Source organism: Bradyrhizobium sp. CCBAU 25360 (assembly GCF_028128695.1).
In the GTDB taxonomy this organism is placed as follows: Bacteria; Pseudomonadota; Alphaproteobacteria; order Rhizobiales; family Xanthobacteraceae; genus Bradyrhizobium; species Bradyrhizobium ottawaense.
Window position 1 is genome coordinate 526058 of the sequence record NZ_LBJA01000001.1, and the last position, 23089, is coordinate 549146.

The 23089-nt window shown below is 66.0% G+C and carries 22 protein-coding genes; 19 read left to right on the top strand and 3 right to left on the bottom strand.

The features are described from left to right. Position 1 precedes the first annotated feature (1 nt). From XH81_RS02335 to XH81_RS02350, 4 genes are all read left to right on the top strand, one after another. Positions 2-934: a helix-turn-helix domain-containing protein gene (locus XH81_RS02335; RefSeq protein WP_028143751.1), complete on the top strand. Its 933-nt coding sequence runs from the start codon at positions 2-4 to the stop codon at positions 932-934. A gap of 82 nt (positions 935-1016) precedes the next feature. Then, positions 1017-1481 carry a (2Fe-2S)-binding protein gene (locus tag XH81_RS02340; RefSeq protein WP_038974496.1) on the top strand — a complete coding sequence of 155 codons (465 nt, stop codon included), beginning with the start codon at positions 1017-1019 and terminating at the stop codon, positions 1479-1481. A 10-nt stretch (positions 1482-1491) separates the two neighbouring features. Beyond that, positions 1492-3741, top strand: coding sequence for a xanthine dehydrogenase family protein molybdopterin-binding subunit (locus XH81_RS02345; protein WP_240536510.1), 2250 nt, complete (start codon positions 1492-1494; stop codon positions 3739-3741). A gap of 8 nt (positions 3742-3749) precedes the next feature. Beyond that, a complete protein-coding gene (locus XH81_RS02350) occupies positions 3750-4382 on the top strand; it encodes a hypothetical protein (RefSeq protein ID WP_028143754.1) in 633 nt (210 codons plus the stop codon). A gap of 88 nt (positions 4383-4470) precedes the next feature. Here XH81_RS02350 and XH81_RS02355 read toward each other — a convergent pair whose 3' ends face one another. Both XH81_RS02355 and XH81_RS02360 read right to left on the bottom strand, forming a co-directional pair. Next, positions 4471-4782 carry a hypothetical protein gene (locus XH81_RS02355; RefSeq protein WP_131233148.1) on the bottom strand — a complete coding sequence of 104 codons (312 nt, stop codon included), beginning with the start codon at positions 4780-4782 and terminating at the stop codon, positions 4471-4473. Beyond that, positions 4779-4973, bottom strand: coding sequence for a hypothetical protein (locus XH81_RS02360; RefSeq protein WP_038973239.1), 195 nt, complete (start codon positions 4971-4973; stop codon positions 4779-4781). Before XH81_RS02360 ends, XH81_RS02355 begins: the two co-directional genes overlap by 4 nt. Before the next feature lie 87 nt (positions 4974-5060). Between XH81_RS02360 and XH81_RS02365 the strand changes: the two genes are divergently transcribed. Next, a complete protein-coding gene (locus tag XH81_RS02365) occupies positions 5061-5576 on the top strand; it encodes a YciE/YciF ferroxidase family protein (RefSeq protein WP_038973240.1) in 516 nt (171 codons plus the stop codon). 86 nt (positions 5577-5662) lie between these two features. Here the strand turns inward: XH81_RS02365 and XH81_RS02370 are convergent, their stop codons facing one another. Continuing rightward, complete coding sequence (locus XH81_RS02370; RefSeq protein ID WP_271595659.1) at positions 5663-6520, bottom strand: SDR family oxidoreductase; 858 nt, start codon at positions 6518-6520, stop codon at positions 5663-5665. Positions 6521-6753: 233 nt separating this feature from the next. Here XH81_RS02370 and XH81_RS02375 point away from each other — a divergent pair, with 233 nt between their 5' ends. From XH81_RS02375 to XH81_RS02440, 14 genes are all read left to right on the top strand, one after another. After that, positions 6754-8004, top strand: a complete 1251-nt coding sequence (locus XH81_RS02375) for an ABC transporter substrate-binding protein (RefSeq protein WP_028143758.1) — start codon at positions 6754-6756, stop codon at positions 8002-8004. 125 nt (positions 8005-8129) lie between these two features. Then, the gene (locus XH81_RS02380) at positions 8130-8957 is read left to right on the top strand and encodes a helix-turn-helix transcriptional regulator (protein WP_028143759.1); all 828 of its coding nucleotides are present in this window, start codon (positions 8130-8132) and stop codon (positions 8955-8957) included. 458 nt (positions 8958-9415) lie between these two features. Next, positions 9416-10426, top strand: coding sequence for a branched-chain amino acid ABC transporter permease (locus XH81_RS02385; RefSeq protein ID WP_095426999.1), 1011 nt, complete (start codon positions 9416-9418; stop codon positions 10424-10426). Position 10427: 1 nt separating this feature from the next. After that, complete coding sequence (locus XH81_RS02390; RefSeq protein ID WP_038973241.1) at positions 10428-11510, top strand: branched-chain amino acid ABC transporter permease; 1083 nt, start codon at positions 10428-10430, stop codon at positions 11508-11510. Next, positions 11503-12285, top strand: a complete 783-nt coding sequence (locus tag XH81_RS02395) for an ABC transporter ATP-binding protein (protein WP_028143762.1) — start codon at positions 11503-11505, stop codon at positions 12283-12285. The genes XH81_RS02390 and XH81_RS02395 overlap by 8 nt, the downstream gene beginning before the upstream one ends. Then, positions 12278-14488 (top strand): ABC transporter permease, encoded by a 2211-nt coding sequence (locus tag XH81_RS02400; RefSeq protein ID WP_095426998.1) that lies wholly within the window; start codon positions 12278-12280, stop codon positions 14486-14488. The genes XH81_RS02395 and XH81_RS02400 overlap by 8 nt, the downstream gene beginning before the upstream one ends. Positions 14489-14491: 3 nt before the next feature. Further along, a complete protein-coding gene (locus XH81_RS02405; protein WP_028143764.1) occupies positions 14492-15325 on the top strand; it encodes a phosphoenolpyruvate hydrolase family protein in 834 nt (277 codons plus the stop codon). 26 nt (positions 15326-15351) lie between these two features. Beyond that, positions 15352-18267, top strand: coding sequence for a flotillin family protein (locus XH81_RS02410; RefSeq protein ID WP_028143765.1), 2916 nt, complete (start codon positions 15352-15354; stop codon positions 18265-18267). 9 nt (positions 18268-18276) lie between these two features. Continuing rightward, entirely contained in the window at positions 18277-18714 is a 438-nt protein-coding gene (locus XH81_RS02415; RefSeq protein ID WP_018318067.1) for an SRPBCC family protein, read from the top strand. 2 nt (positions 18715-18716) lie between these two features. Then, positions 18717-19160, top strand: a complete 444-nt coding sequence (locus tag XH81_RS02420; protein WP_038949657.1) for an SRPBCC family protein — start codon at positions 18717-18719, stop codon at positions 19158-19160. A 2-nt stretch (positions 19161-19162) separates the two neighbouring features. Beyond that, complete coding sequence (locus XH81_RS02425) at positions 19163-19981, top strand: FAD binding domain-containing protein (protein ID WP_028143767.1); 819 nt, start codon at positions 19163-19165, stop codon at positions 19979-19981. A gap of 4 nt (positions 19982-19985) precedes the next feature. Then, on the top strand, positions 19986-20462 hold the full coding sequence (locus XH81_RS02430; protein WP_028143768.1) for a (2Fe-2S)-binding protein: 477 nt from the start codon (positions 19986-19988) through the stop codon (positions 20460-20462). An 8-nt stretch (positions 20463-20470) separates the two neighbouring features. After that, entirely contained in the window at positions 20471-22063 is a 1593-nt protein-coding gene (locus XH81_RS02435; RefSeq protein WP_028143769.1) for a xanthine dehydrogenase family protein molybdopterin-binding subunit, read from the top strand. 1 nt (position 22064) lies between these two features. Next, on the top strand, positions 22065-23087 hold the full coding sequence (locus XH81_RS02440) for a xanthine dehydrogenase family protein molybdopterin-binding subunit (protein WP_028143770.1): 1023 nt from the start codon (positions 22065-22067) through the stop codon (positions 23085-23087). Positions 23088-23089: the final 2 nt, after the last annotated feature.

A 23089-nucleotide genomic window follows, 5' to 3' on the forward strand; every position in this document is an offset into this window, starting at 1 on the left:
GATGGCGCTCGTGACGCATGGAGATCAGAAATACCAGAACAGCGAGAAGCTCGCGGAGACCAGCAACTGGTCCGCACTGAGCATCGAACATCGGAAATTCGAGGCGGGACGGCAGCAAACGCCCGTTCCCGTTTGCACCGAGCTCGTCATGCTCGTGTCGGGCGGCGGCATGGTGTGCCGGGCCGGCAATGGCGAAGTCCAGAAGAGCCTCGCCCGGCCGGGCATGAGCTACCTGGTGCCCGTCGGAACGCAGGAAAGCCATCTCGAGCTTTCGGACCGGATGGAATGTCTGCATCTCTACCTGCCGCCGGCGCTGCTGGACCAGAGTGCCCTCGCCGACTTCGACATCGATCCGGCAAAGGTCGAAATTGCCTATGCTCACGGTCTGGCAGACCAGGTGCTCTTCCACATCTGCTCGCCGCTGCGTGACCTGCTCCATCGTCCCCGCCAGCGGACCGATGCGCTGTTCGTGGAAGGAATTCAGGTGGCGCTCGCGGCTCATCTTCTCGGACATTATACGATCGACCGCTGGCGCCCGCCGGAAAAGTCGCCCTCGCTCGATCCACGACGGCTGCAGCGCGTGCTGGATTATATCGAGACCTCCCTGGGCCTCGACATCAGGCTCGAGGAGCTGGCGGCGCAGGCCTGCCTCAGCCCCTATCATTTTTCCCGGCTGTTTCGCGAGGCGACCGGACTGTCCCCGCATCGCTACGTCACCGATCGCCGCGTCCAGGCCGCCCGGCAGGAGCTCGCACGCAACCGTTTGGCCCTGGTCGAGATCGCGCTGGAGTTCGGTTTCGGTTCGCAGGCCAATTTCACGCGCGTGTTCCGCAAGGCCGCGAGTCTCACACCGGGACAATATCGTGAATTGTGCTGCGGCCAGCCGGACATGAAAGCCGATCGCGCCGATCCATTCCGCAGGGATTGCGCATGATGCCGCAGGATTCGGAAATACTGCGCCTCGCCATGAGGCGATGCTGCCGTGCCGAAGAGATCCGCCAGAGGGACATATCGACATGATCGAGCTCACAGTGAACGGGATCAAGCGCCAGGTTGACGTCGTTCCCGAGATGCCGCTGCTCTGGGTGTTGCGCGACGAGCTCGGCATCACGAGTCCCAAATATGGCTGCGGGGTCGCGCAATGCGGTGCCTGCACCGTCCACATCGACGGAAAGGCCGTGCGGTCCTGCCAGTCGCATATCGGCGAGATCGCCGGCAGGTCGGTCGTCACGCTCGAAGGGTTGGCCAACAGGGACCAGCACCCGGTGTTGCAGGCCTGGATCGAACATCAGGTCCCGCAATGCGGCTACTGCCAGACCGGGCAGATCATGCAGGCGATCTCGCTGCTCTCGAAGATCCCCAAACCGACGGACGAGCAGATCAATCAGGTGATGTCCGGCAATCTCTGCCGCTGCGGCACCTATCCGCGCATTCGCGCTGCGATCCACGCGGCTGCCGCGCACAAGATGGCGGAGAAGTGAGATGGGCCACATGCAGAGCCTTTCGCGTCGCGCCTTCGTTTTCGGCTCCGCCGCGCTCGCCGGCGGCATCGCCTTCGGTGCTTACAGCAATGCCGAAGCTGCGGCGCCGGCTGCCGATGGCAATCCGTTGGCTGCCGGCCTCGGCCCGAACGCCGTGACCTTCAATCCCTGGGTGGAGATCAGTCCGGACAGGATCACGCTGATCGCCCAGCACGCCGACATCGGTCAGGGCGTCGGCTCGGTGCAGCCGATCATGATCGCCGAGGAGATGGACCTCGATCCCGGGCAGTTCGAAGTTCGCTTCGCTGGTCCCAGTCCCGCCTATTTCAACACCGGGTTCAAGGAAGAGCTGGCGCCGTTCCTCGCCTCGGATCAGAGCCCCGCGGCCGAAGCGGGTCGCGCCGCGGCGCTCGAAGGTCTTCGGAAGTCCGGCCTGCAGATGACGGGCGGCTCGAGCACGATCCCTGACACCTATGAGAAGCTGCGCATGGCCGGCGCGGTCGCGCGCGAAACGTTGAAGGCCGCGGCCGCCAAACGTTCGGGCGTCGCGGTGGCCGACATCCGTACCCAATCCGGGCACGTGATCCTCCCCGATGGCACGAAAATTCCCTACGTCGAGCTCGCGGCAGACGCCGCCAAGATTCCCCCGGTGCTCGATGCGCAGACGCGCGATCCCTCCACCTGGCGCATGATTGGCAAGCCAATGATGCGCCTTGATGTGCGCGCCAAGGTTCTGGGCGAGCTGAGTTTCGGCATCGACATGAAGATGGAGGGCATGCTGTACGCCTCCGTCAAGCTGAACCCCAACAAGGGGCAACCGCTGAAATCTCATGACGCGGCCAAGGCGCAATCGATGCCGGGGGTCAAGAAGATCCTCGAAATCAAGAATGGCGTTGCGGTGATTGCCACGAACAGCTGGTACGCGATGAAGGCAGTCGATGCCATCGCGTGCGAGTGGGCGCCCTCGGTCTATCCCGCCGAGCAGGCCGACCATTGGAAGGTTCTGGAATCCTCGTTCAAGCCGGAGTTCCTGGGCAAGGAATGGCGCAAGATCGGCGATGTCGAAGCTGGCCTGAGGACGGGAAAGCGCATCGAGGCCGAGTATCGCGCGCCCTATGTCGCGCATCAGCCGCTCGAGCCGCTCAACGGGATCGGCCTCGTCACCGACAAGGGGATGGAGATCTGGGTCGGCCACCAGAGCCCTCAATTCGTACAGTATGTCGCGGCGACCGCGATCGGCCTGAAGCAGCCGGAACAGGTCACCTTCCACAATCAGTGGACCGGTGGGAGTTTTGGCCACCGCCTCGAATACGAGAACGTCCGTGTGCTTGCCGAGATCGCGAACCAGATGCGCGGCACGCCGATCAAGCTGGTGTTCTCGCGCGAGGAGGATTTCCTCCAGGACATTCCGCGGCAGATTGCGATCGCCCGGCACAGAGGGAGCATCGACAAGGGCAAGATCGTCGCGGCCGATCTGCAATTGGCCTCGACGGCACCGCTCAAGGGACTGCTCGAACGTTCGGGTGCCCCCTCGAAGGATCCCGACGCTCAATTGGCGGCCGGCCTCTGGAACGTCTACTACGACATCCCTAATTTCCGGGCCACGACTTACGAGGCGCAAGGACTGTCGCCGAGCACGACGTGGCGGTCGGTCGGCGCCTCTACCGCCGGCTTCTTCACCGAGAGCTTCATCGACGAGTTGATCCATGCCGCGGGCCTCGATCCGATGAAAGCGCGGATCGCGATGTGCGCCGTGCCGACTTACCGCAAGCTGCTGGAGACGGTGGCGGAGATGTCGGATTGGAAGGGACCGCTCGGCAAGGGCAGAGGCCGGGGCGTCGCATTCGTCGAGTCCTTCGGGACGCCGGCGGCCGAAGTCGTCGAGGTGACGGCGACGGACCGAGGCATCAAGATCGACAGGGTCTGGGTCGCCGTCGACGTCGGCAAGGTCATCGATCCCGTCAATTTCGAGAACCAGGTGCAAGGCGGCGTCGTCTGGGGGCTCGGCCATGCCATCAATTGCGAGCTCACTTACGCAAAGGGCGCGGTGCAGCAGACCAATTACAACCATCACGAAGCCATGCGGATCTACCAATGTCCCGTCATCGAGGTCCGCGGGCTCGAGAACGATCCCAAAGTGAGAGGTGTCGGCGAGCCACCCGTTCCACCTGCCGCCCCCGCGCTCGCCAATGCGATCTTCGCAGCGACCGGAAAGCGCATCCGCGAAATGCCGTTCAACAAGTTCATCGATTTCGTGTGAGGCAAGCCATGAACAGGTCTCTGATCGCCGTCGTTCTCGCCGCCTCATCAATCGCCGTCCTCACCGGGATCGTCGCGGCCAAGGACGAGACCGCCAGGCCTGCGCTGCCGACCGGCAGCGTCAGCCGCGCCGAGGGACTGGCGGCCTGGAAGCGGATCGAAGCCGTGGTGACCCATCCGCGTTGCGCCAACTGCCACGTCGATGCCAAGGCGATCCCGATATGGACGCCGGCGGGCGAAACCAAGCCGCGCGTGCACGGGATGAACATCCACGGCGGAGCGAGCCGCATCGGCACGGAGGCGATCCCCTGCTCGACCTGTCACATGACCTCCACCCAGGCGAACGAACCGGCCCCGGCGCCGCCGCGCGCCGGCATCGACTGGCAGCTCGCCCCAGTGGCCTTCATCTGGTTCGGCAAGAGTGGCGCTGAGATTTGCGCGCAAATGAAGGATCCCAAGCGCAACGGCGGTCGCGACGCCGCCGGCCTCGTCGACCATTTGCGGCACGACGCTTCGTTGAACGGTTTCATTCCTCGTGGCTGGGCACCGGGAGCCGGCCGCTCGACGCCGCCCGGCACCTTCGAGGACCACGTCAAGGACATGGCGATGTGGGGAGCGGCGGGGCAACCCTGTCCGAATTGACGGTTTCGTTGCTTGCGGCATCGATGACGCGAGCGTGATGACGCCGGAGGAGCGCTATAAATAGTGGCGCCTGCCGCCAAGGACGGCATCACTCACCTGCGCAGCAATCCACCAACAGCTGCCAGATCCGCTGCGCCTCGCGTCTCTCGTGGCTCTCCGTCACCTTATCGGCGCCGGACTGACCATAGCCGGCGATGGTGCGCGCTTCACGCGGCGCGATCCACCGTTCCGAGATCGGGTCGTACCATTTTCCGATGTTCATCTCAGTCACGGCGATCGACTCACAAATTTTCCAACCGTCGAGCGATGCACCTCCCGCGGCCTCATGCGGACCATTCGGCGGCGCGTCGCTCAATTTACCAATCGGCGGCGCGTGTGTTGGTTCCAGTCGCTGCATCATCCCGGCCGGGCCGGATGAAGCGTACGCGGGTGCCGCTCGTGCAACAGCCGCGCGAGCTCCTCGCGCTCGGGCTCGCGCCCCTTCATGGCCGTCTCGAACAGCGCTTCCTGGATGTCGCGAGGCATGTCGCCCCACACGTCCATCGCCGCGCGGCCGAGCAAGCCCGCAAGATGATCAATTCCGTCGCTCATTCGGCCCTCCTGGTCTGCACACAGGAATGGAACAGCTGCGGCCGCGCAGCGTTCCAGTGTCATCATTGTGAAAAGGAGGCGTCTTTTATGGGATTCTTCACCAAGGACATCAAATCGATGGAAGACCTGCTGCTGCACGGGTTGCAGGACATCTATTACGCGGAGCAGCAGATCCTGAAGGCGCTGCCGAAGATGATCGACAAGGCGACCAACAGGGATCTCGTCGCCGGCCTGAAGGCTCATCTGGACGAGACCAACAAGCAGGTGGAACGGCTCAACAAGGTGTTCGCCAAGCTCGACAAGGAGCCCAGCGGCACGCAGTGCCCCGCCATCGACGGCCTCATCGAGGAAGCCGACGCGACCGCCGGCGAGATCGAGGACAAGGCCGTGCTCGATGCCGCGATCGTGGCCAACGCGCAGGCCGTCGAGCACTACGAGATGTGCCGCTACGGCACGCTGATCGCCTGGGCGCAGGAGCTCGGCCACGACGACATCGTGCGCTTCCTCACGACCAATTTGAACGAAGAGAAGGCCGCCAACACCAAGCTGAACACGGTGGCGCTCCGCAAGGGCGTCAACGCCAAGGCGTCCAACGCCGCCTGATCGATCTGCTGGCCAGGACGTGGCAGCCCGGCCTCCGGCGCCGCCACGATCCTCGTGCTCTCAAGACGCTGACGAGGCACCTTCAATCAGATGAACGGCTTCCCGCCGGTGACGGCCAAGGTGGCCCCCGAGGTGAAGCTCGAGAGCGGATCGGCCAGCATGACATAGGCGGTCGCGAGCTCGGCCGGCTGGCCGGCGCGCTGCATCGGGACCTGCTTGCCGAAATTCTTGACCCTTTCCTCCGACATCGTCGACGGGATCAGCGGCGTCCAGATCGGCCCCGGAGCCACGGCGTTGACCCGAATGCCTTTCTCGGCCAGCATCTGCGCCAGCCCACCCGTGAAATTCTGGATGGCGCCCTTGGTCGTGGCGTAAGCCAGCAAGGTCGGGTTCGGCATGTCGGAGTTCACCGACGCCGTGTTGATGATCGCAGCGCCCGGCCGCATGTGAGGCACGGCGGCCTTGGTCAGATAGAACATGGCGTGGATGTTGGTCTCGAACGTGCGCTGCCACTCCTCGTCGCTGATGTCGGCGATGTCCTTGAACGTGGCCTGGTGGGCGGCATTGTTGACGAGGATATCGATCCCACCGAGCTCCTCGACGGTGCGACGCACGATCGACCAGCAGTGCTCGGGATTGCTGATGTCGCCGGGAATCAGGATCGCCTTGCGTCCCGCTTGCTCCACCAGCGCCTTGACCTCGGCTGCATCCTCGTCCTCGTTCAGATAGGAGATGACGATGTCCGCGCCCTCACGGGCATAGGCGATCGCGACCGCTCGGCCGATGCCGCTGTCACCACCGGTGATGAGCGCCTTCTTTCCGGCCAAACGTCCTGAGCCTCTGTAGCTCTCCTCGCCATGATCGGGGCGTGGATTCATCGCACCCGTCGAACCAGGCATCGGCTGCTGTTGCGAAGGATAAGGCGGCTTGGGGTATTCGATCATGGACAGCTCCAGCAATTCGCTCCGCTAACGGAGCCCCGCCCGAAGCGTTCCTGTGACAGCCTGTTGCACCGCGGAACCATTTGCGCCGCACCATTCAAAAATGAGACTGCCCGTCAAACCAAAGGAGGCGCTAACGGATGCACCGCATCCGACTTCGGTTAGCTTTCCCATCAAAGCCGCGGGCCTTTCGAGAGCCACGCGGCGACAAAAGACGACACACAGGGAGGAGCACAATGTCGAAATGCAGTGTGGGACTGCTCGCGCTGAGCAGCTTGTTTCTTTCAAGCGCAGCGATCGCCCAGGAAAAGATCAAGGTGGGCGTAACCGCAACCCTCGAAGGCACCTACACGGTGCTCGGCGAGGACGGCATGCGCGGCCACCAGACGGCACTCAACGTCCTCGGCAAGAAGGTCGGCGACAAGGAGCTCGAATTCATCGTCGCCTCGACCGACGCAACGCCGGACAGCGCGGTGCGCGCCGTGCGCAAGCTGATCGAGCAGGACAAGGTGCAGATCCTGCTGTCGCCGCTCTCCGGCGACGAAGGCATCGCGGTGAAGAACTTCGCAAAGACCCATCCGGAGCTGACCTTCATCAACGCAGCCTCCGGCGCGCAGGAAACCACTTATGTCGATCCTGCCCCGAACTTCTTCCGCTACAACATGGACGGCGCGCAATGGCAGGTCGGCCTCGGCAAATACGCATTTGAGGACAAGAAGTATCGCAAGATCGCGACCGTCGGCGAGGACTATTCCTTCATCTACACCCAGGTGTTCGGCCTCGTGCTCGAGTTCTGCGGCGCCGGCGGACAGGTCACCAACCGGCAATGGGTGCCGCTCGGCACCAAGGATTTCGCCTCGGTCATCGCCGCACTGCCCGACGACGTCGACGCGATCTATCTCGGGCTTGGCGGCGCCGATGCCGTCAACTTCCTCAACCAGTACCAGCAGGCCGGCGGCAAGGCGCATCTGATGGGCGGTTCCATCATGATCGACCAGACCATCCTGTCGTCGAAGGGCAACGCCAAGAACGCCCTGGTCGGCACCATCGCGGCGAGCGGCCAGGCCGATACCTGGGAGGATCCGGGCTGGCAGAAATTCGTGAAGGCCTATCAGGACGCCTTCCCGCCGAACAAGCGCTTCCCGAGCCCGTCACTGCTCGCCACCAACTATTACGGCTCGACCATGGCCCTGATCCTGGCGCTGCGTGAGGTCAATGGCGATCTCTCCAACAACCAGGCCAAGTACAAGGAAGCCCTCGCCAAAATCGAAATCGATGCGCCGAACGGCAAGATCAAGCTCGACTCCAACCGGCAGGCGATCGGCACCAACTTCGTCACCGAAGTCGTCGATGACGGCAAGGGCGCGCTGTTCAGCAAGGTCGTGAAGGTGATCCCGAACGTGAACCAGACGCTCGGCTACGATCCGGCCGTCTTCTCCAAGATCGGGCTGCCGAGCCGCACCGTGCCGGAATGTAAGAAATACTGACGCATCACCTCCGCGATGCACAACCCGGGGAGCGACTTGCTGACGCGGTCGCTCTCCGCTCTTGCAATCTCGTCGGCGTTGTTGAACGCTGAGCGAAAAGACAAGAACATTCGGGAGGGGAAGGCATGAGCCGTGCGCTCGCCGTCTTCCACGGCCGGTTCGGCCGGGCGACGGTTTATCAGTTGAACCGCCCTTTCAATATCCACGCCCATCGTGAAGGTCATCTGATCTTCCATGTTGGCGGCATGCCGGCATGCATCGACGTCTCCGAGGGACACCACGATCTCAACGAGACGTCCGTCGTCGCGGTCAATCCCTGGGAGCCGCATAATTTCCTGCCCGCCGATCTCGACGGCGGCGCGATCTTCTTCGTGCTCTATGTCAATGCCGAATGGTTTGCACCCGATGCCTCCGGCACCCACCGGATGCGTTTCGGCCGCACCCAGTTCCGGCGCACGCCGGCGCTGGACAAGCACATCAGGCGGACGGCCGCGCTCGTGTGCGGCGCACCATCGCTCTCCAGCCTCGATTCCGAGCTGCGGCGGCTGATCGACATCTGCTACGACGAAAGCTGGCAGCAGGCCGAGATCGCGCGCGATCCACGCGCAAACGGCTCCGTCACCGATTTCCGCGTGCGCAAATGCATCAAGATGATGTCGGAGAGCCCCGGCGCCGAGATCGAGCTCGATACGATCGCGCGGGAATCCGGACTGTCGCGACCGCATTTCTACCGGCTGTTCCGCGTCCAGACCGGCGTGACGCCGAACCTCTATCTCAACACGCTGATCATGGAACATGCGCTCGAAGCGCTGGTGGCAAGCGAGACTCCGATCGCCGATATCGGCTTCGATCTCGGCTTCTCCTCGCAGAGCGGCTTCACCCGCTTCTTCGCCGCCAATGTGGGAATGGCCCCGACCGATTATCGACGCGCAGCCAAGATTTTGCGCGCCTGAGCGCGGGCCACGAAAAGATACTCACGATCAAACGTCGCCCTCGCAGCCCCGCTAGGATGCGGGCAACGCGATCCCGAAAGAGGGTCGCGAGTCCAGGGAGGACGTGCGTCCATGGCAGGGCCAGCAGCAGCCGGCAACGGCTTGCATGCCCCCTCGCCCCGCTTGCAGGGAGAGGGTTGGGGTGAACCCGCGTGCTCGGCGCGACCTCTCTCCGCACGCGCGAGCGCAATCGCACACGATCTCCTGGAGCCGCCTGAACAAGCGCCTCCTCCTTCGAGACGATCGCTGCGCGGTCTCCTCAGGATGAGGCTAATCGGCATCGACCCCGCTGAAATTGCTGCCGCATACTCTGCCCTCATCCTGAGGAGCCCGCCAAAGCGGGCGTCTCGAAGGATGGGCCGCGGAAAATCCGCTTACGATATGCCATTGCCCCGCCGCAAGCGATACGAGGCGAGAGCATGAGCCGCTTCGTCGAACGCCATCCGGCCTGGGCGCTGATCTCGATCATTGCCATTGCCGTCGGGCTGTGGCTGGTCTTCGCGGTCTGGCCGCCGGGCCTGGAAGAGGCCATCGGCCGCAAGCGCGTCTTCCTCAACGCGGTCTTCAACGGCATCACGCTCGGCGGACTCTACTTCCTCGTCGCCAGCGGCTTCACGCTGATCTTCGGCCTGATGCGCAACGTCAACCTCGCGCACGGCTCGCTCTATCTGTTCGGCGGCTATGTCGGCTACGCCGTCAGCACGGCGACCGGCTCCTGGCTGCTCAGCTTCATCGTCGCCTTCATCCTCACCGCCCTGGTCGGCGTCCTGCTCCAGTTGATCGTGTTCCGCCGGATGGAGGGACAGGACCTCAGGCAGACCATGGTGACGATCGGGCTTTCGATCGTGTTCGCCGATCTCATGCTGTGGGCCTGTGGCGGCGACTTCTACCAGATCCAGACGCCGAACTGGCTGATCGGCCCCATCGAGCTGCCGCTGGTCACGGCGATCAAATCCTCGGGCGAGCCGGTCTATCTCCGATATCCCCTGGTGCGGCTGGTGATCTTCGCCGCCTCCGTCGTGATCGGCGTGGCGATGTGGCTCGCGCTCAATCGCACCCGCGCCGGCATGATCATCCGCGCCGGCGTCGACGACCGCGATATCCTCGCCGCGACCGGGGTGCGCATCCAGCTCGTCTTCGTGGCGGTGTTCGCGTTCGGCGCAGGACTTGCCGGCATCGCCGGCGTCGTCGGCGGCACCTTCCAGTCATTATCCCCGGGCGAGGACATCCGCTTCCTGCTCGCCTCCCTCGTCGTCGTGATCGTGGGCGGCATGGGCTCGATCCCCGGCGCGGCGCTCGGCGCGCTGATCATCGGCCTCGCCGAACAGCTCGGCTCGGTCTACATCCCGACCTATGCCATCGTCGTGACCTTCCTGATCATGGTGCTCGTGTTGGCGATCCGGCCGCAAGGCCTGTTGGCGAGGCGCTGACATGTCGCTCGCCCACGATGCCCGCGTTACCGTTCGCCCCGCCGATGTTGCGCAGCGCCCGGCGCGGACATGGCCGGAGATCAACAATCCCGCCGCCTGGATCGTCGCGATCATTCTCCTGATCATGCCGTTGATCGCGAGCGGCTTCTTCCTGATCGAGATCTTCGCGACCACGCTGATTCTCGGCATCATGGCGCTCAGCCTGATGTTCCTTGCCGGCTATGGCGGCATGGTCAGCCTGATGCAGCTCACCATCGCGGGCTTCTCCGCCTACATGGTCGCCGTGTTCGGCGTCAGCGGCAACGCCAATATCAGCCTGGGCTGGCCGTGGTGGCTCGCGGTCCCCATGGCGCTGGCGCTGGCGACCGCCTTCGGCACGCTCGGCGGCGCGCTCGCGGTGCGCACCGAAGGCATCTACACCATCATGATCACGCTCGCGATCGGAGCGGCCTTCTACTATTTCACCAACCAGAACTGGGCGATTTTCAACGGCCATACCGGCATCAACACCGTGGCGACGCCGCACTTCTGGGGCGTGAACTGGCGCGCCGACATTCCCTTCTACTATATCGTGCTCGCGGTTGCCGCGCTGTGCTATTTCGCCGTCGAATATCTTTCGCGCGCCCCGTTCGGCCTCGCCCTTCAGGGCGTGCGCGACAATCCCAGGCGCATGGCGGCGCTCGGCTTCAACGTCAATGCGCACCGCGTCGCCGCCTATGCCTTCGCCTCCTTCGTGGCGGCACTCGCCGGCGTCCTCCAGGTCTGGAACTACCGCCAGATCTCGCCGGGCTCGGTCAGCGTCGGGGCCTGCATCGACGTGCTGATCATCGCCGTCGTCGGCGGCATCACGCGTCCGATCGGTCCCTTCATCGGCGCGCTGATCTTCGTGCTGCTGCGCACCTTCGCGCTCGACTTCCTTGTCAGGCTCGGCCTCGACGGCAACCGCTTCCGCCTGCTGATCGGTCTCGGTTTCCTCGCCATCGTGTTCTGGTCCTCGGACGGCGTCATCGGCCTGTGGCAGCGCTGGCGCCAGAGCCGGCGTCCTGCCGCAAATCGACCGGGCGGAGGACGCGGCCATGGATAGCGTCGCCCAACGCCTCTCGGCCGTCGGCGCCGGCGCCGCGCTGGAGCTGCGCGGCGTGACGCGGTTGTTCGGCGCGCTCGCGGCGCTGACCGACGTCACCATCACCGTGCGGCCCGGCGAACGCCGCGCCGTGCTCGGCTCCAACGGCGCCGGCAAGACCACGTTGTTCAACTGCATCACCGGCGACTTCGCGCCCTCCTCCGGCACGATCCGCTTCTTCGGCGAGGACGTCACGCATTTCCCGCCCTATGAACGCATCCGCCGCGGGCTGCGCCGGACCTACCAGATCTCGGCCTTGTTTCCCGGCCTCACCGTGCAGGACAATGTCTATCTCGCCTGCCGCGGCGTCTCGCGCGGACGCTTCTCGTTGCTGCGGCCGGGACAGAACGATGCCCTGATGCATGCGGCCGACAACCTCGTCCAGGCCGTGCATCTGGCCGCCGTGAAAGACCAGCGCGTGGCGGAGCTCGCGCACGGCCAGCAGCGCCAGCTCGAGATCGCGCTCGCGCTCGCCGGCGCCCCGCGCTTCGTCCTGTTCGACGAGCCGGCCGCGGGCCTGTCGCCGACCGAACGGGCCGAGCTGATCGAGATCCTGACCTCGCTGCCGGCGCATATCGGCTACATCATCATCGAGCACGACATGGACGTCGCCTTGCGCGTCGTCGAGAGCGTCACGATGATGCACAACGGCCGCATCTTCAAGGAGGGCCTGCCGGAGGAGATCCAGTCCGACCCCGAGGTGCAGGAGCTTTATCTCGGAGGCGGCCATGAATGAGGCCCGTCGCTCCGCCGCCGGGCTCGAGGTCCGCGGGCTCGACGTCTATTACGGGCACTCGCACGCGCTGCAAAGCGTCGACCTCACGCTCGAGAGCGGCGTGTTCTCCGTCGTCGGCCGCAACGGCATGGGCAAGACCACGCTGTGCAAGGCGATCATGGGGCTGGTCGGCGTCAGCGGCGGGTCGATCCGTGTCCGCGGCGCGGACATCACAAGGCGGCCGCCCGCCCAGATCGCCCGGCTCGGCGTCGGCTACGTACCGCAGGGGCGCCGCCTGTGGCGCTCGCTCAGCGTCGACGAGCATTTGCGGCTGGCCGGCGGCATGCGCTCCGGCGCCTGGACGGTCGAGCGCATCTACGACACCTTCCCGCGCCTTGCCGAGCGAAGGGATCACGGCGGCGGCCAGCTCTCCGGCGGCGAGCAGCAGATGCTGGCGATCTCGCGCGCGCTGCTCACCAATCCGCATTTGCTGATCATGGACGAGCCGACCGAGGGACTTGCGCCCGTCATCGTGGCGCAGGTCGAGGAGATGCTGCTGCGGCTCGGTGAGGACGGCGACATGTCCGTGCTCGTGATCGAGCAGAATATCGGCGTCGCCACCGCGGTCTCGCGCAACGTCGCCATCATGGTCAACGGCCGCATCAATCGCATCATCGACTCCGCGCGGCTCGCCGCCGACCGCGAGCTCCAGCAACGCCTGCTCGGCGTCGGGCTTCACGCCGAGCTCGAGCCGGATCTCGACATCCCCCCATCCGGCCCGGACGCCAAACCGGCGCCGGCGCCACGCCGCGACGGGCCGATCCGCATCTACGTCTCCAATCCGACACTGCCGACGCGGTGGTCGCAGCCGGTGCCGATCGCCCGCATCGAGGCCGCAGCCCGCACGCTCTCGACGCAAATCGCGCGGCTCGACGAGACGGCAAGGCGCAAGCGCGAGCCGATGGCGGCGCAGACCGCGGGCCCGCCTGTCGTCCTGGTCGTCGGCACGCTCGACACCAAGGGCCTCGAGCTGCGCTTCATCCGCGACATCATCGCCGAAACCGGCCTGCGTACGCGGCTGGTCGACGTCTCGACCAGCGGCAAGCATTCCAGCTGCGATGTCTCCGCGCAGGAGATCGCCCTCAACCACGGCCGCGGCGGTGCCGCGGTATTCGGCCCCGACCGCGGCGCGGCCGTGACCGCGATGGCCGATGCGTTCGCGAGCTGGCTACGGCGCCAGGGCAATGTCGTCGGCGTGATCACGGCGGGCGGGTCGGGCGCGGCGTCGCTGGTTGCCCCCGGGATGCGCGCGCTTCCGGTCGGCGTCCCGAAGCTGATCATCTCCTCCGTCGCATCCGGCGATGTCGGGCCCTATGTCGGCCCGGCCGACATCACCATGATGCACTCGGTCACCGACGTGCAGGGCTTGAACTCGATCTCGCGCGCGGTGCTGGCCAACGGCGCCCATGCGCTTGCCGGCATGGTCAAGGCGCGGCTGGATGCGCGCGCCGCGACGGCACGGGAGGCTGGCGGCCTGCCTTCGGTCGGCATCACCATGTTCGGCGTGACGACGCCGGCGGTGCAGAAGATCGCCGCCGAGCTGCGCGACGATGTCGAGTGCCTGGTCTTCCATGCCACCGGCGTCGGCGGCCGTTCCATGGAGAAACTCGTCGAGTCCGGCCAGCTCGCCGGCATCATCGACCTCACCACGACGGAGGTCTGCGATCTCCTGATGGGCGGCGTGTTTCCCGCAACCGAGGACCGCTTCGGTGCGATCATCCGCACGCGTATCCCCTATGTCGGCTCGGTCGGCGCACTCGACATGGTCAATTTCGGCGCGCCCGACACCATTCCCGAGCGCTACCGCGGCCGCAAATTCCACGTCCACAATCCGCAAGTGACGTTGATGCGGACGAACGTGGAAGAGAACGAGCGCGTCGGCCGCTGGATCGGCGAGCGGCTCAACCAGATGGACGGCCCGGTGCGCTTCTTCCTGCCCGAGGGCGGCGTCTCCGCGCTCGATGCGCGGGGCCAGCCGTTCTGGGATCCGGACGCCGATGCCGCGCTGTTCCGCACGCTGGAGCGCACCGTGCGGCAGACCGGCCATCGCCAGCTCATCCGCACGCCCAAGAACATCAACGATCCCGATTTCGCCGCCGCCATCGTCGGTGCGTTCCGAACCCTGTTCGGCCGCACGGGCACGCGGCGGAGACTAGCGAGGTGAGCGATGCCAAGGTTTGAACGCGCAGCACTTCTGAGGCGGTTCCGCGAGATGGCGAAGCGCGGCGAGCCGATCGTCGGCGGCGGCGCCGGCACCGGCCTGTCAGCCAAATGCGAGGAGGCCGGCGGCGTCGATCTCATCGTGATCTACAATTCCGGACGCTACCGCATGGCCGGACGCGGCTCGCTCGCGGGCCTGATGGCTTACGGCGATGCCAACGCCATCGTGCTGGAGATGGCCGGCGAAGTGCTGCCCGTGGTCACGAGGACGCCGGTGCTCGCGGGCGTCAACGGCACCGATCCGTTCCGCGACATGGACGCGTTTCTCGACCAGCTGAAGGCGCTCGGCTTCGCAGGCGTGCAGAACTTTCCGACCGTCGGCCTGATCGACGGCACCTTCCGCGCCAATCTCGAAGAGACCGGCATGTCCTACGCGCTCGAGATCGACATGATCGCCAAGGCGCACGACAAGGACATGCTGACGACGCCCTATGTGTTCAGCGAGAAGGAAGCCGCCGCGATGGCGATCGCCGGCGCCGACATCGTCGTCTGCCACATGGGCTTGACGACCGGCGGCTCGATCGGCGCGCAGACCGCGTTGAAGCTGAAGGACTGTCCGGCGCAGATCGACACCTGGGCCTCCGCCGCGCTCAGCGTCAATCCCGACATCCTGGTGCTGGCGCATGGCGGCCCGATCGCGGATCCCGCCGACGCCGATTTCATCATGAAGAACACCCGCCATTGCCACGGCTTCTACGGGGCCTCCTCGATGGAACGGCTTCCCGTGGAGCGGGCGTTGACGGAGCAGGTACGTCAATTCAAGGCGATCGGCGCGCGATAACGCCTGAAGGTTCGAGGGAGGAAAAGATGTCGGGGATGCTCGTCGGTGAATTGATCCTCTGGCTGATCGTCGCGATCGTCGTGATCGTGGTCGGCGTCTATATCGTGAACTGGCTCTATCACCGCTCCTCCAAGGAGACATCGTTCGTCCGGACCGGTTTCCTCGGCGAGCGCGTGGTGATCAATGGCGGCGCGTTCGTGCTGCCGTTCATCCACGATTACACGCCGGTCAACATGAACGTGCTGCCGATGGGCATCGTGCGCTCCCGGCAGGACGCCGTCATCACCCGCGACCGCATGCGCGTCGACATCGAGGCCGATTTCTACGTCCGCGTCCAGGCGACCCGCGAAGCGGTGTCCATCGCGGCCGCCACCCTCGGCCGCCGCACCATGGAGCCGGGGCAACTGCATGCCCTCCTCGCCGGCAAGTTCATCTCGGCGATCCGTTCAATCGCCTCCGAAATGACCCTCGAGCAGATGCACGAGCAGCGCGGCGAGTATGTCGCCCGCGTCAAGGCCAACGCGGCGGAGGCCCTCGCTCAGAACGGCCTCGAGCTGGAGTCGGTCGCCATCACCGATCTCGACCAGACCGATCTCGAATTCTTCAACCCCTCGAACCGGTTCGACGCCGAAGGCCTGACCCAGCTGATGCAGGACATCGAGGCCAAGCGGAAGCTGCGCAACGACATCGAGCAGGACTCGATGATCAAGATCCGCGCCCGCAACCTGGAGGCCGAGCGGCAGGCGCTGGAGATCGAGCGCGAGAGCGAGACCGCGCGGCTGGAGCAGGAACGCGACATCGAGATGCGCCGCGCGCTTCAGCGCACGGAAGTCGCCCGCGAACGGGCGCTGCGCGAAACCGAGGCCGAGCAGGCGCAGATCTCCGCGCGCGAAGCCATCGAGCGCGCCCGCATCGCCAACGACCAGGCGATTGCGGAAGCCCGCATCGCCTCCGAGCGCGAAACCCGCCAGAAGGAGATCGAGCGGACCCGCACCATCGAGGAAAAGGAGCTGCTGGCACGCGAGGAGATCGAGAAGACGAGGATCGCCAACCAGCGCTCGATCGACACCACGCGGATCGCATCCGAGCGCGAGGTGCGCCAGCGCGAGATCGAGCGGATGCGCACGGTCGAGGAAGCCGAGATCGCGGCGCGCGAAGCCATCGAGAAGGCGCGGATCCAGCAGGACCGCGTCGTCACCGATGCCCGCATCGCCAACGAGGAGGAAACGCGCCGCCGCGAGATCGAGCGCACCCGCGCGGTCGACGAGGCCGAGATCGCCGCCCGTGAGGCCACCGAGAAGGCCCGCATCGCCCAGACGCTGATCGTCAATGTCGAGCGCATCTCCTCGGACGAGCGCACCCGCGCGCTGGAGATCCAGCAGGTTCGCACCATCCAGGAGGCCGAGATCGAGGCGCAGCGCGCGGTCGAGGCCGCCCGCATCGCCCGCGAGCGGACGCTCGCCGCCGAGCGCATCGCCGCCGAGCAGAACACGCGGCAGCTGGAGATCGAGCGCAACCAGGCACTCGACGTCGCCGGCATTGCGGCGCGCGAGACCACCGAGGCCAGCCGGATCGCCCAGGAGGAGCGCGTGCGCTCGCTGGAGATCGCCCGCAACCGCGCCGTCGAGGAGGCCGACATCGCCTCGCGCGAGGCGATCGAGGCGGCCCGCATCGCCCAGGAGAAGGCGGTCGCGGCCGAGCGCATCCAGGCCGAGCGCGATACGCGTTCGCTCGAGATCGAGCGCACCGGCGTGCTGGAGGCGGCCGAGCTGAAGCGGCGCGACGCCATCGAGCGCCAGCGCATCACGGTCGATCTGGCGCTCGAGGCCGAGCGCATCAATTCCTCCAAGAAGCGCGAGGTGCTCAACATCGAGCAGAAGAAGGCGATCGAGATCGCCGACGAGGACCGCGTCATCGCACTGTCGACCAAGAAGTCCGAGCGGATCGATGCCGATCGCCAGGTCCGGCAGGCCGAGATCGTCGCGCGCAAGGAGGTCGAGACCACGGACGTGTCGCGCGAGCAGGCGCTGGAAGCGGCCCGGATCGAGCGGCGGCGCTCGATCGAGCAGCTCGAAGTCGCCCGGGTGCAGTCGCTGCAGGAGGCCGAGATCGCCTCTCGCGAGGAGGTCGAGCGCGCGCGCATCGCATCCGACCGCGGCCTCGACGAAGCCCGCGTCGGCCGCGAGCGCGAGCTGCGCAAGCTCGAGGTCAACCGCGAGAAGGAGGTCGAGACCGTCCTGATGGAGAAGGCCATCGCCATCCATCTGAAGTCTCTCGAAGAGTCCGCCGCCAAGGCGTCGGCCGAGGAAGCGCGGATGCGCGCGACCGAAGCCACCGAGCGCGTCATTACCGCGCGCGAGAGCGAGATCGCCAAGCGGCGCAAGACGGTCGAGGTGCTGCTCGCCGAGAAACAGGCCGAGGAGACCCGGATCGCCGCGGAAGCCGAGCGCGTGCGCGCCGCCGTCGAGGCCGAAGCGCAGCGGATGCTGAACGAGGCCGAGAACGTGCTGACCGATCAGGCGCGCTACTCGCTGTTCCGCCGCAAGCTGCTCGACCGGATCGAGGGCATCGTCCGCGAGAGCGTCAAGCCGATGGAGAAGATCGAGGGCATCCGCATCCTCCAGGTCGACGGCCTCAACGGCAACGGCCACGGCGGCAATGGCGGCCGCAGCGCCACCGACGAAGTCATCGACTCCGCCCTGCGCTATCGCGTCCAGGCGCCGCTAATCGACTCGATCCTGTCGGACATCGGCGTCGAAGGCGGCAGTCTCTCCAAAATGCCGGGCCTGATCCGCGAAGCCCGTGACATGCAGGGGATCAAGGAGTCCGCGCGCAAGAGCGGCGGAGGCGGAGGTGGCGGCGACAAGCCGGCGGCCTCGCCGGCCCCCTCGGCCGAAGGTGGGGAACCGCCGGCCGAGCGCGGGCCGCGGAAGAAGAGCTGAGGTCGCGCCATGGCTCGCGTCTACGTCTCCACCGTCGTCAATGCCCGCAACGACCGCGTCTGGGCGCGGGTGCGCGATTTCAATGGCTTGCCGAACTGGCATCCGGCGATCGCCGAAAGCCGCATCGAGGGCGGCGAGCCCGCCGACAAGATCGGTTGTGTGCGAGATTTTCGCCTGCGCAACGGCGACCGCATCCGCGAGAAGCTGCTCGGCCTCTCCGACTACGACATGTTCTGCACCTATTCGATCCTGGAATCGCCGATGGGTGTCGAGAACTATGTCGCAACCCTGCGGCTCACCCCCGTCACCGACGGCGACCAGACCTTCATGGAATGGACCGCCGAATTCGACTGCGCGCCGGAGCGGGAGACCGAGCTCGTCAGCAATATCGGCGGCGGCGTGTTCCAGGGCGGATTTGATGCGCTCAAGCGCGTGTTCGGAGGCTGACCGTGCCGCATGTCGTCAAGAGCACGATCCTGGACGCACCGACCGATACGGTGTGGACCGTGCTGCGCGATTTCAACGGGCACGATCGCTGGCATCCGGTTGTCGCGACCTCGTCGATCGAACGCGCGCAGTCCTCCGACAGGATCGGCTGCATCAGGCGGTTCAAGCTCAACGACGGCTCCGAGCTGCGCGAGCAATTGCTGGCGCTGTCGGACCTGGAGCAGTCCTTCAGCTATTGCCTGCTCGACACGCCGGTGCCGATGTTCAACTACGTCGCCCATGTCAGGCTGCTGCCGGTCACCGACGGCGACCGCACCTTCTGGCACTGGGAATCCCGCTTCACCACCAAGCCGGAAGATCGGGACCGCATCACCCACATGGTCGCGGAAGACATTTACCAGGCTGGATTCGAGGCAATCCGCCGGCATCTGAGGGAGGCCGCATAGTCATGGCCGTGACAGTGAAGACGTTTGCAAGCGCCAGCGAGGCGGCGGGGGCATTGTCCTCGGACCGCAGCGCGCGCTATCTCGGCGGCGGCACGCTGGTGATGCGGGCATTGAACGAGGGCGATGTCGCGATCTCGATCGTGGTCCGCGCCAACGATCAGGCGCTGACCCGGATCGACGCCTCGGGACCGCGCATCACGCTCGGCGCCGGCGTCACCTTCGCGCGCATCCTTGCTGAGCGGGACCTCGCCTTCCTGCACGCGCCCGCCCGCTCGATCGGCGGTCCCGCCGTGCGCAACATGGGCACGGTCGGCGGCAATCTTTTTGCCCAAGCTCCCTACGGCGATTTCACCGTGGCGCTGCTGGCGCTCGATGCGACCGTCGCCGTCGCGGGCGGCTTTGGTGCCCGCGACATCCCGATCGAGGAGTTCTTGCAGGCGCGCGAACGTCAGGCCGGAACCCTGGTGCTGTCGGTTTCTTGCACCCGGCCGGCGAGCAGCGACGCGTTCCGCTATCGCAAGATCGCCCGCATCAAGCCGAAGGGCGGCTCGGTCGTCACGCTTGCCGCGCATCTGCCGATCAGCGGCGGCCGGATCGCGGGCGCTCGGATCGCGCTGGGATCGATGGCGCCGACCCAGATCCGCGCCCGCGCCGCCGAGCGCGCGCTGGAGGGCCGCTCGCTGGACGCTGCAACCATCGCGGCCGCCGCATCCGCGGCGACCGAGGGAACGTCGCCATCCGACAACGCGCTCGGCAGCGCGTGGTATCGCCGCGAGATCGTCGGCGTCCATCTGCGGCGCCTGCTGTCAGGCCAGGAATAGAGCCATGTCCAAGATACCCCTGCAATTTCGTCACAACGGCCGCGATGTCGCGATCTTCGTCGACGGCGGCACCAATCTGCTGGTGGCGCTGCGCGAGTTGATCGGCGACATGACGCCGAAATTCGGCTGCGGCCAGGGCGGCTGCGGCACGTGCAGTGTGCTGATCGACGGCGAGCTTCATCTCTCCTGCCTGACGCTGGCGGAGACGGTGGCCGGCCGTTCCATCGAGACGCTCGACGGCATGAAGCAGGGCCCGAACCTGCACCCGCTGCAGCGCGCCTTCGCGGACCATTTCGCGGCCCAGTGCGGCTATTGCACGCCGGGCATGCTGATGGCCGCCAAGGCGCTGCTCGACCGCAATCCCTCGCCGAGCCGCGACGAGGTCATTGAAGCCATCTCCGGCAACATCTGCCGCTGCACCGGCTACGAGCCGATCATCAATGCCATCCTGGCCGCAGCGAGCGGCCGGGTCAGCGCCTGAGGTCAACCATGCTGGAACTGCGCAAGGACATTTTCGCCGACGAGCGCGACGATAACCTCAAGGAGATCGGCAAGGGCACCCAGCGCCAGGACATGCTCGGCCATGTCACGGGCACGTCGAGCTACTTCAACGATCACAAGCTGCAAGGCATGCTGCACCTGAAGGTCGTACGCTCGACCCAGGCCCATGCAAGGATCCGTCGCATCGATACCACCGAGGCCGAACGTTCGGCCGGCGTTCGCCGGATCATCCGTGGCACCGACGTGCCGGTCAATCTCAACACGCTGCTCAGCCTGATCAACTTCGGCAAGGATGACGAGCCGTCGCTGGCGGTCGACAAGGTCCGCTACAAGGGCGAGCCGATCCTCGCCATCGTCGCCGACAGCGAGCGCGAAGCGTTCGAGGCCATCGCGAGGGTCAAGGTCGACTACGAGCCGCTCCCGACTGTGTTCGATGTCGAGGACGCGCTGAAGCCCGGCGCGCCCGTGGTCAACGAGACCTATCCGAAGAACGCCTTCATCTATCACGACGTCTACGATCACCAGCGCCTGCGCTTCGGCGATGCGGACGCGGCGCTCGCCAGCGCCGACCACGTGCTGGAGCAGCGCTACCAGATGTCCCCGATCGAGCACGCGCCGACCGAGACCAACGGCGCCATTGCGGCACCCGACACCAACGGCCGTTACGTCGTCTACACCTCGACCCAGGCGCTGTTCTTCTCCGTCGACACCTGCGCCAAGATTCTGGACGTGCCTTCCAATACGTTCCACTTCATCGGCGGCACCGTTGGCGGCGGCTTCGGCGGCAAGGTGGACACGTTGACCGAGCCACTTGCGATCCTCGGCGCGATGCTGACCGGACGCCCCGTCCGCTACGTGTTCGGGCGCGAGGAGGAGATGCAGTACGGCCCGCCGCGCGGCGCCGAACGCATCTACATCAAGGACGGCGTGATGCGCGACGGCCGCATCGTCGCGCGCAAGATCCGCGCTTTTTTCGACAGCGGCGCCTATACGCGACTCTCCAGCTACGCCGCAGTGAAGTGCGCCGCCCATCTTCCAGGCCCCTACACCATCCCGAACGTCTATGGCGACGTCTATTGCGTCTTCACCAATCGCACGCCCGCGACCGCCATGCGCGGCTTCGGCGTCACCGCGATGGACTTCGCGATCGAATGCCAGATGGACAAGCTCGCAAACCTCGTCGGCATGGACCCGATGGAGTTTCGCATTCTGAACGCCTATCGCGACGGCGACATGAAGGCGCACCGGCGCGAGGCCAAGAACACCGCGCTGATCGAATGCGTTCAGGTCGCGGCCGAGAAGGCCAAATGGCCGATCCGCGACGAGTTCAAGCGCGCCTCCTCGCGCAAGGACGGCGGCGGCAGCCGCGCGGTGATCCCGCCGACCGCAACGGAGTCCCGCGCACGTCCGGCTGCGCCTGCACAGCAGCGCACGAGCTACGACCGTGCACCCGTAACCACGACACGGGAGCCGCCGCGCGATCCACCCCCGCCGGCACCGCCGCCTCCCCCACCACGCCCGGCCGCACCATCGCACGGCGCGACGCGGTTCTCGTCGGTGTTCGGCACCAGGAGACGCTGACATGACCAGGCATCGCGGACGCGGCATGGCGTCGATCAACTACCCCATCGGCATGAACCTTGGCGGCGACCCGAGCCAGGCACTGGTTCACTCCAATCCCAGCGGCAAGTTCACGGTGGCGCTGTCGTCGATCGACCTCGGCCAGGGCATGAAATCGGTGACGCGGCAGATCTGCGCCGAGACGCTGGGCGTGCCGGTCGAGGACGTCTATGTCGACACGGCGGATTCCGACACCGGCCCGCACTGCATGGGCTCGTTCGCCTCGCGCGGCACCCATCGGGTCGGCAATGCCGTGATGGCCGCGGCGCGCGAGGCCCGCGGCGTGATGATGGAAGCGGCGGCTGAAGAGCTCGAGGTCAATGCCGCCGATCTCGACACCGACGGCCGCGGCAATATTCACGTCAAGGGCGCGCCGCACCGTTCGATCTCGACCAAGGACGTCGCGATTGCCGCGCAGTTCAAGCAGGGCAAGACCATTTCGGGCCGCGGCATCTTTCTGGTTCCCCTTTCCAACGTCGATCCGGAGACCGGCGAGATGTCGCCGGCGACCTGCTACGCCCATGCCTGCCTCGTCGCCGAGGTCGAGGTCGACGACGAGACCGGCGATGTCGCGATGGTCCGGATGGATTCCGCCTATGAGCTCGGTCGCGCGCTGAACCCGCGTCTGGTCGAGCAGCAACTGGTCGGCGGTGCCTGGATGGGCGTCAGCCACGCGCTCTATGAGACCCCGGAGCCCTATTATCCCGATCCCATTCACGGCCCCCGCGACTTCGTCGAATATCTGATGCCCGGCCCCGGCGACATCTGCCCGCACGATATCGCGGTGCTGGAACGTCCCGCTCCCGATGGCCCCTTTGGTGCCAAGGGCCCCGGCGAGATGTGCGCCAACCCGGTGCTGCCGGCCGTCGCCAATGCGATCTTCAATGCCGTCGGCGTGCGCATCGACGACCTGCCGATCACGCCTGAAAAGGTGCTGCGCGCGATCAAGGCCCAGGGCGGCGCGCGGCCGCAGGCACGGCGCTAGAG

Coding starts and splice junctions, on each gene's coding strand:
- XH81_RS02335 (WP_028143751.1), top strand. CDS start 2: ATGGCGCTCGTGACGCATGGAGATCAGAAATACCAGAACAGCGAGAAG.
- XH81_RS02340 (WP_038974496.1), top strand. CDS start 1,017: ATGATCGAGCTCACAGTGAACGGGATCAAGCGCCAGGTTGACGTCGTT.
- XH81_RS02345 (WP_240536510.1), top strand. CDS start 1,492: ATGCAGAGCCTTTCGCGTCGCGCCTTCGTTTTCGGCTCCGCCGCGCTC.
- XH81_RS02350 (WP_028143754.1), top strand. CDS start 3,750: ATGAACAGGTCTCTGATCGCCGTCGTTCTCGCCGCCTCATCAATCGCC.
- XH81_RS02355 (WP_131233148.1), bottom strand. CDS start 4,782: ATGATGCAGCGACTGGAACCAACACACGCGCCGCCGATTGGTAAATTG.
- XH81_RS02360 (WP_038973239.1), bottom strand. CDS start 4,973: ATGAGCGACGGAATTGATCATCTTGCGGGCTTGCTCGGCCGCGCGGCG.
- XH81_RS02365 (WP_038973240.1), top strand. CDS start 5,061: ATGGGATTCTTCACCAAGGACATCAAATCGATGGAAGACCTGCTGCTG.
- XH81_RS02370 (WP_271595659.1), bottom strand. CDS start 6,520: ATGATCGAATACCCCAAGCCGCCTTATCCTTCGCAACAGCAGCCGATG.
- XH81_RS02375 (WP_028143758.1), top strand. CDS start 6,754: ATGTCGAAATGCAGTGTGGGACTGCTCGCGCTGAGCAGCTTGTTTCTT.
- XH81_RS02380 (WP_028143759.1), top strand. CDS start 8,130: ATGAGCCGTGCGCTCGCCGTCTTCCACGGCCGGTTCGGCCGGGCGACG.
- XH81_RS02385 (WP_095426999.1), top strand. CDS start 9,416: ATGAGCCGCTTCGTCGAACGCCATCCGGCCTGGGCGCTGATCTCGATC.
- XH81_RS02390 (WP_038973241.1), top strand. CDS start 10,428: ATGTCGCTCGCCCACGATGCCCGCGTTACCGTTCGCCCCGCCGATGTT.
- XH81_RS02395 (WP_028143762.1), top strand. CDS start 11,503: ATGGATAGCGTCGCCCAACGCCTCTCGGCCGTCGGCGCCGGCGCCGCG.
- XH81_RS02400 (WP_095426998.1), top strand. CDS start 12,278: ATGAATGAGGCCCGTCGCTCCGCCGCCGGGCTCGAGGTCCGCGGGCTC.
- XH81_RS02405 (WP_028143764.1), top strand. CDS start 14,492: ATGCCAAGGTTTGAACGCGCAGCACTTCTGAGGCGGTTCCGCGAGATG.
- XH81_RS02410 (WP_028143765.1), top strand. CDS start 15,352: ATGTCGGGGATGCTCGTCGGTGAATTGATCCTCTGGCTGATCGTCGCG.
- XH81_RS02415 (WP_018318067.1), top strand. CDS start 18,277: ATGGCTCGCGTCTACGTCTCCACCGTCGTCAATGCCCGCAACGACCGC.
- XH81_RS02425 (WP_028143767.1), top strand. CDS start 19,163: ATGGCCGTGACAGTGAAGACGTTTGCAAGCGCCAGCGAGGCGGCGGGG.
- XH81_RS02430 (WP_028143768.1), top strand. CDS start 19,986: ATGTCCAAGATACCCCTGCAATTTCGTCACAACGGCCGCGATGTCGCG.
- XH81_RS02435 (WP_028143769.1), top strand. CDS start 20,471: ATGCTGGAACTGCGCAAGGACATTTTCGCCGACGAGCGCGACGATAAC.
- XH81_RS02440 (WP_028143770.1), top strand. CDS start 22,065: ATGACCAGGCATCGCGGACGCGGCATGGCGTCGATCAACTACCCCATC.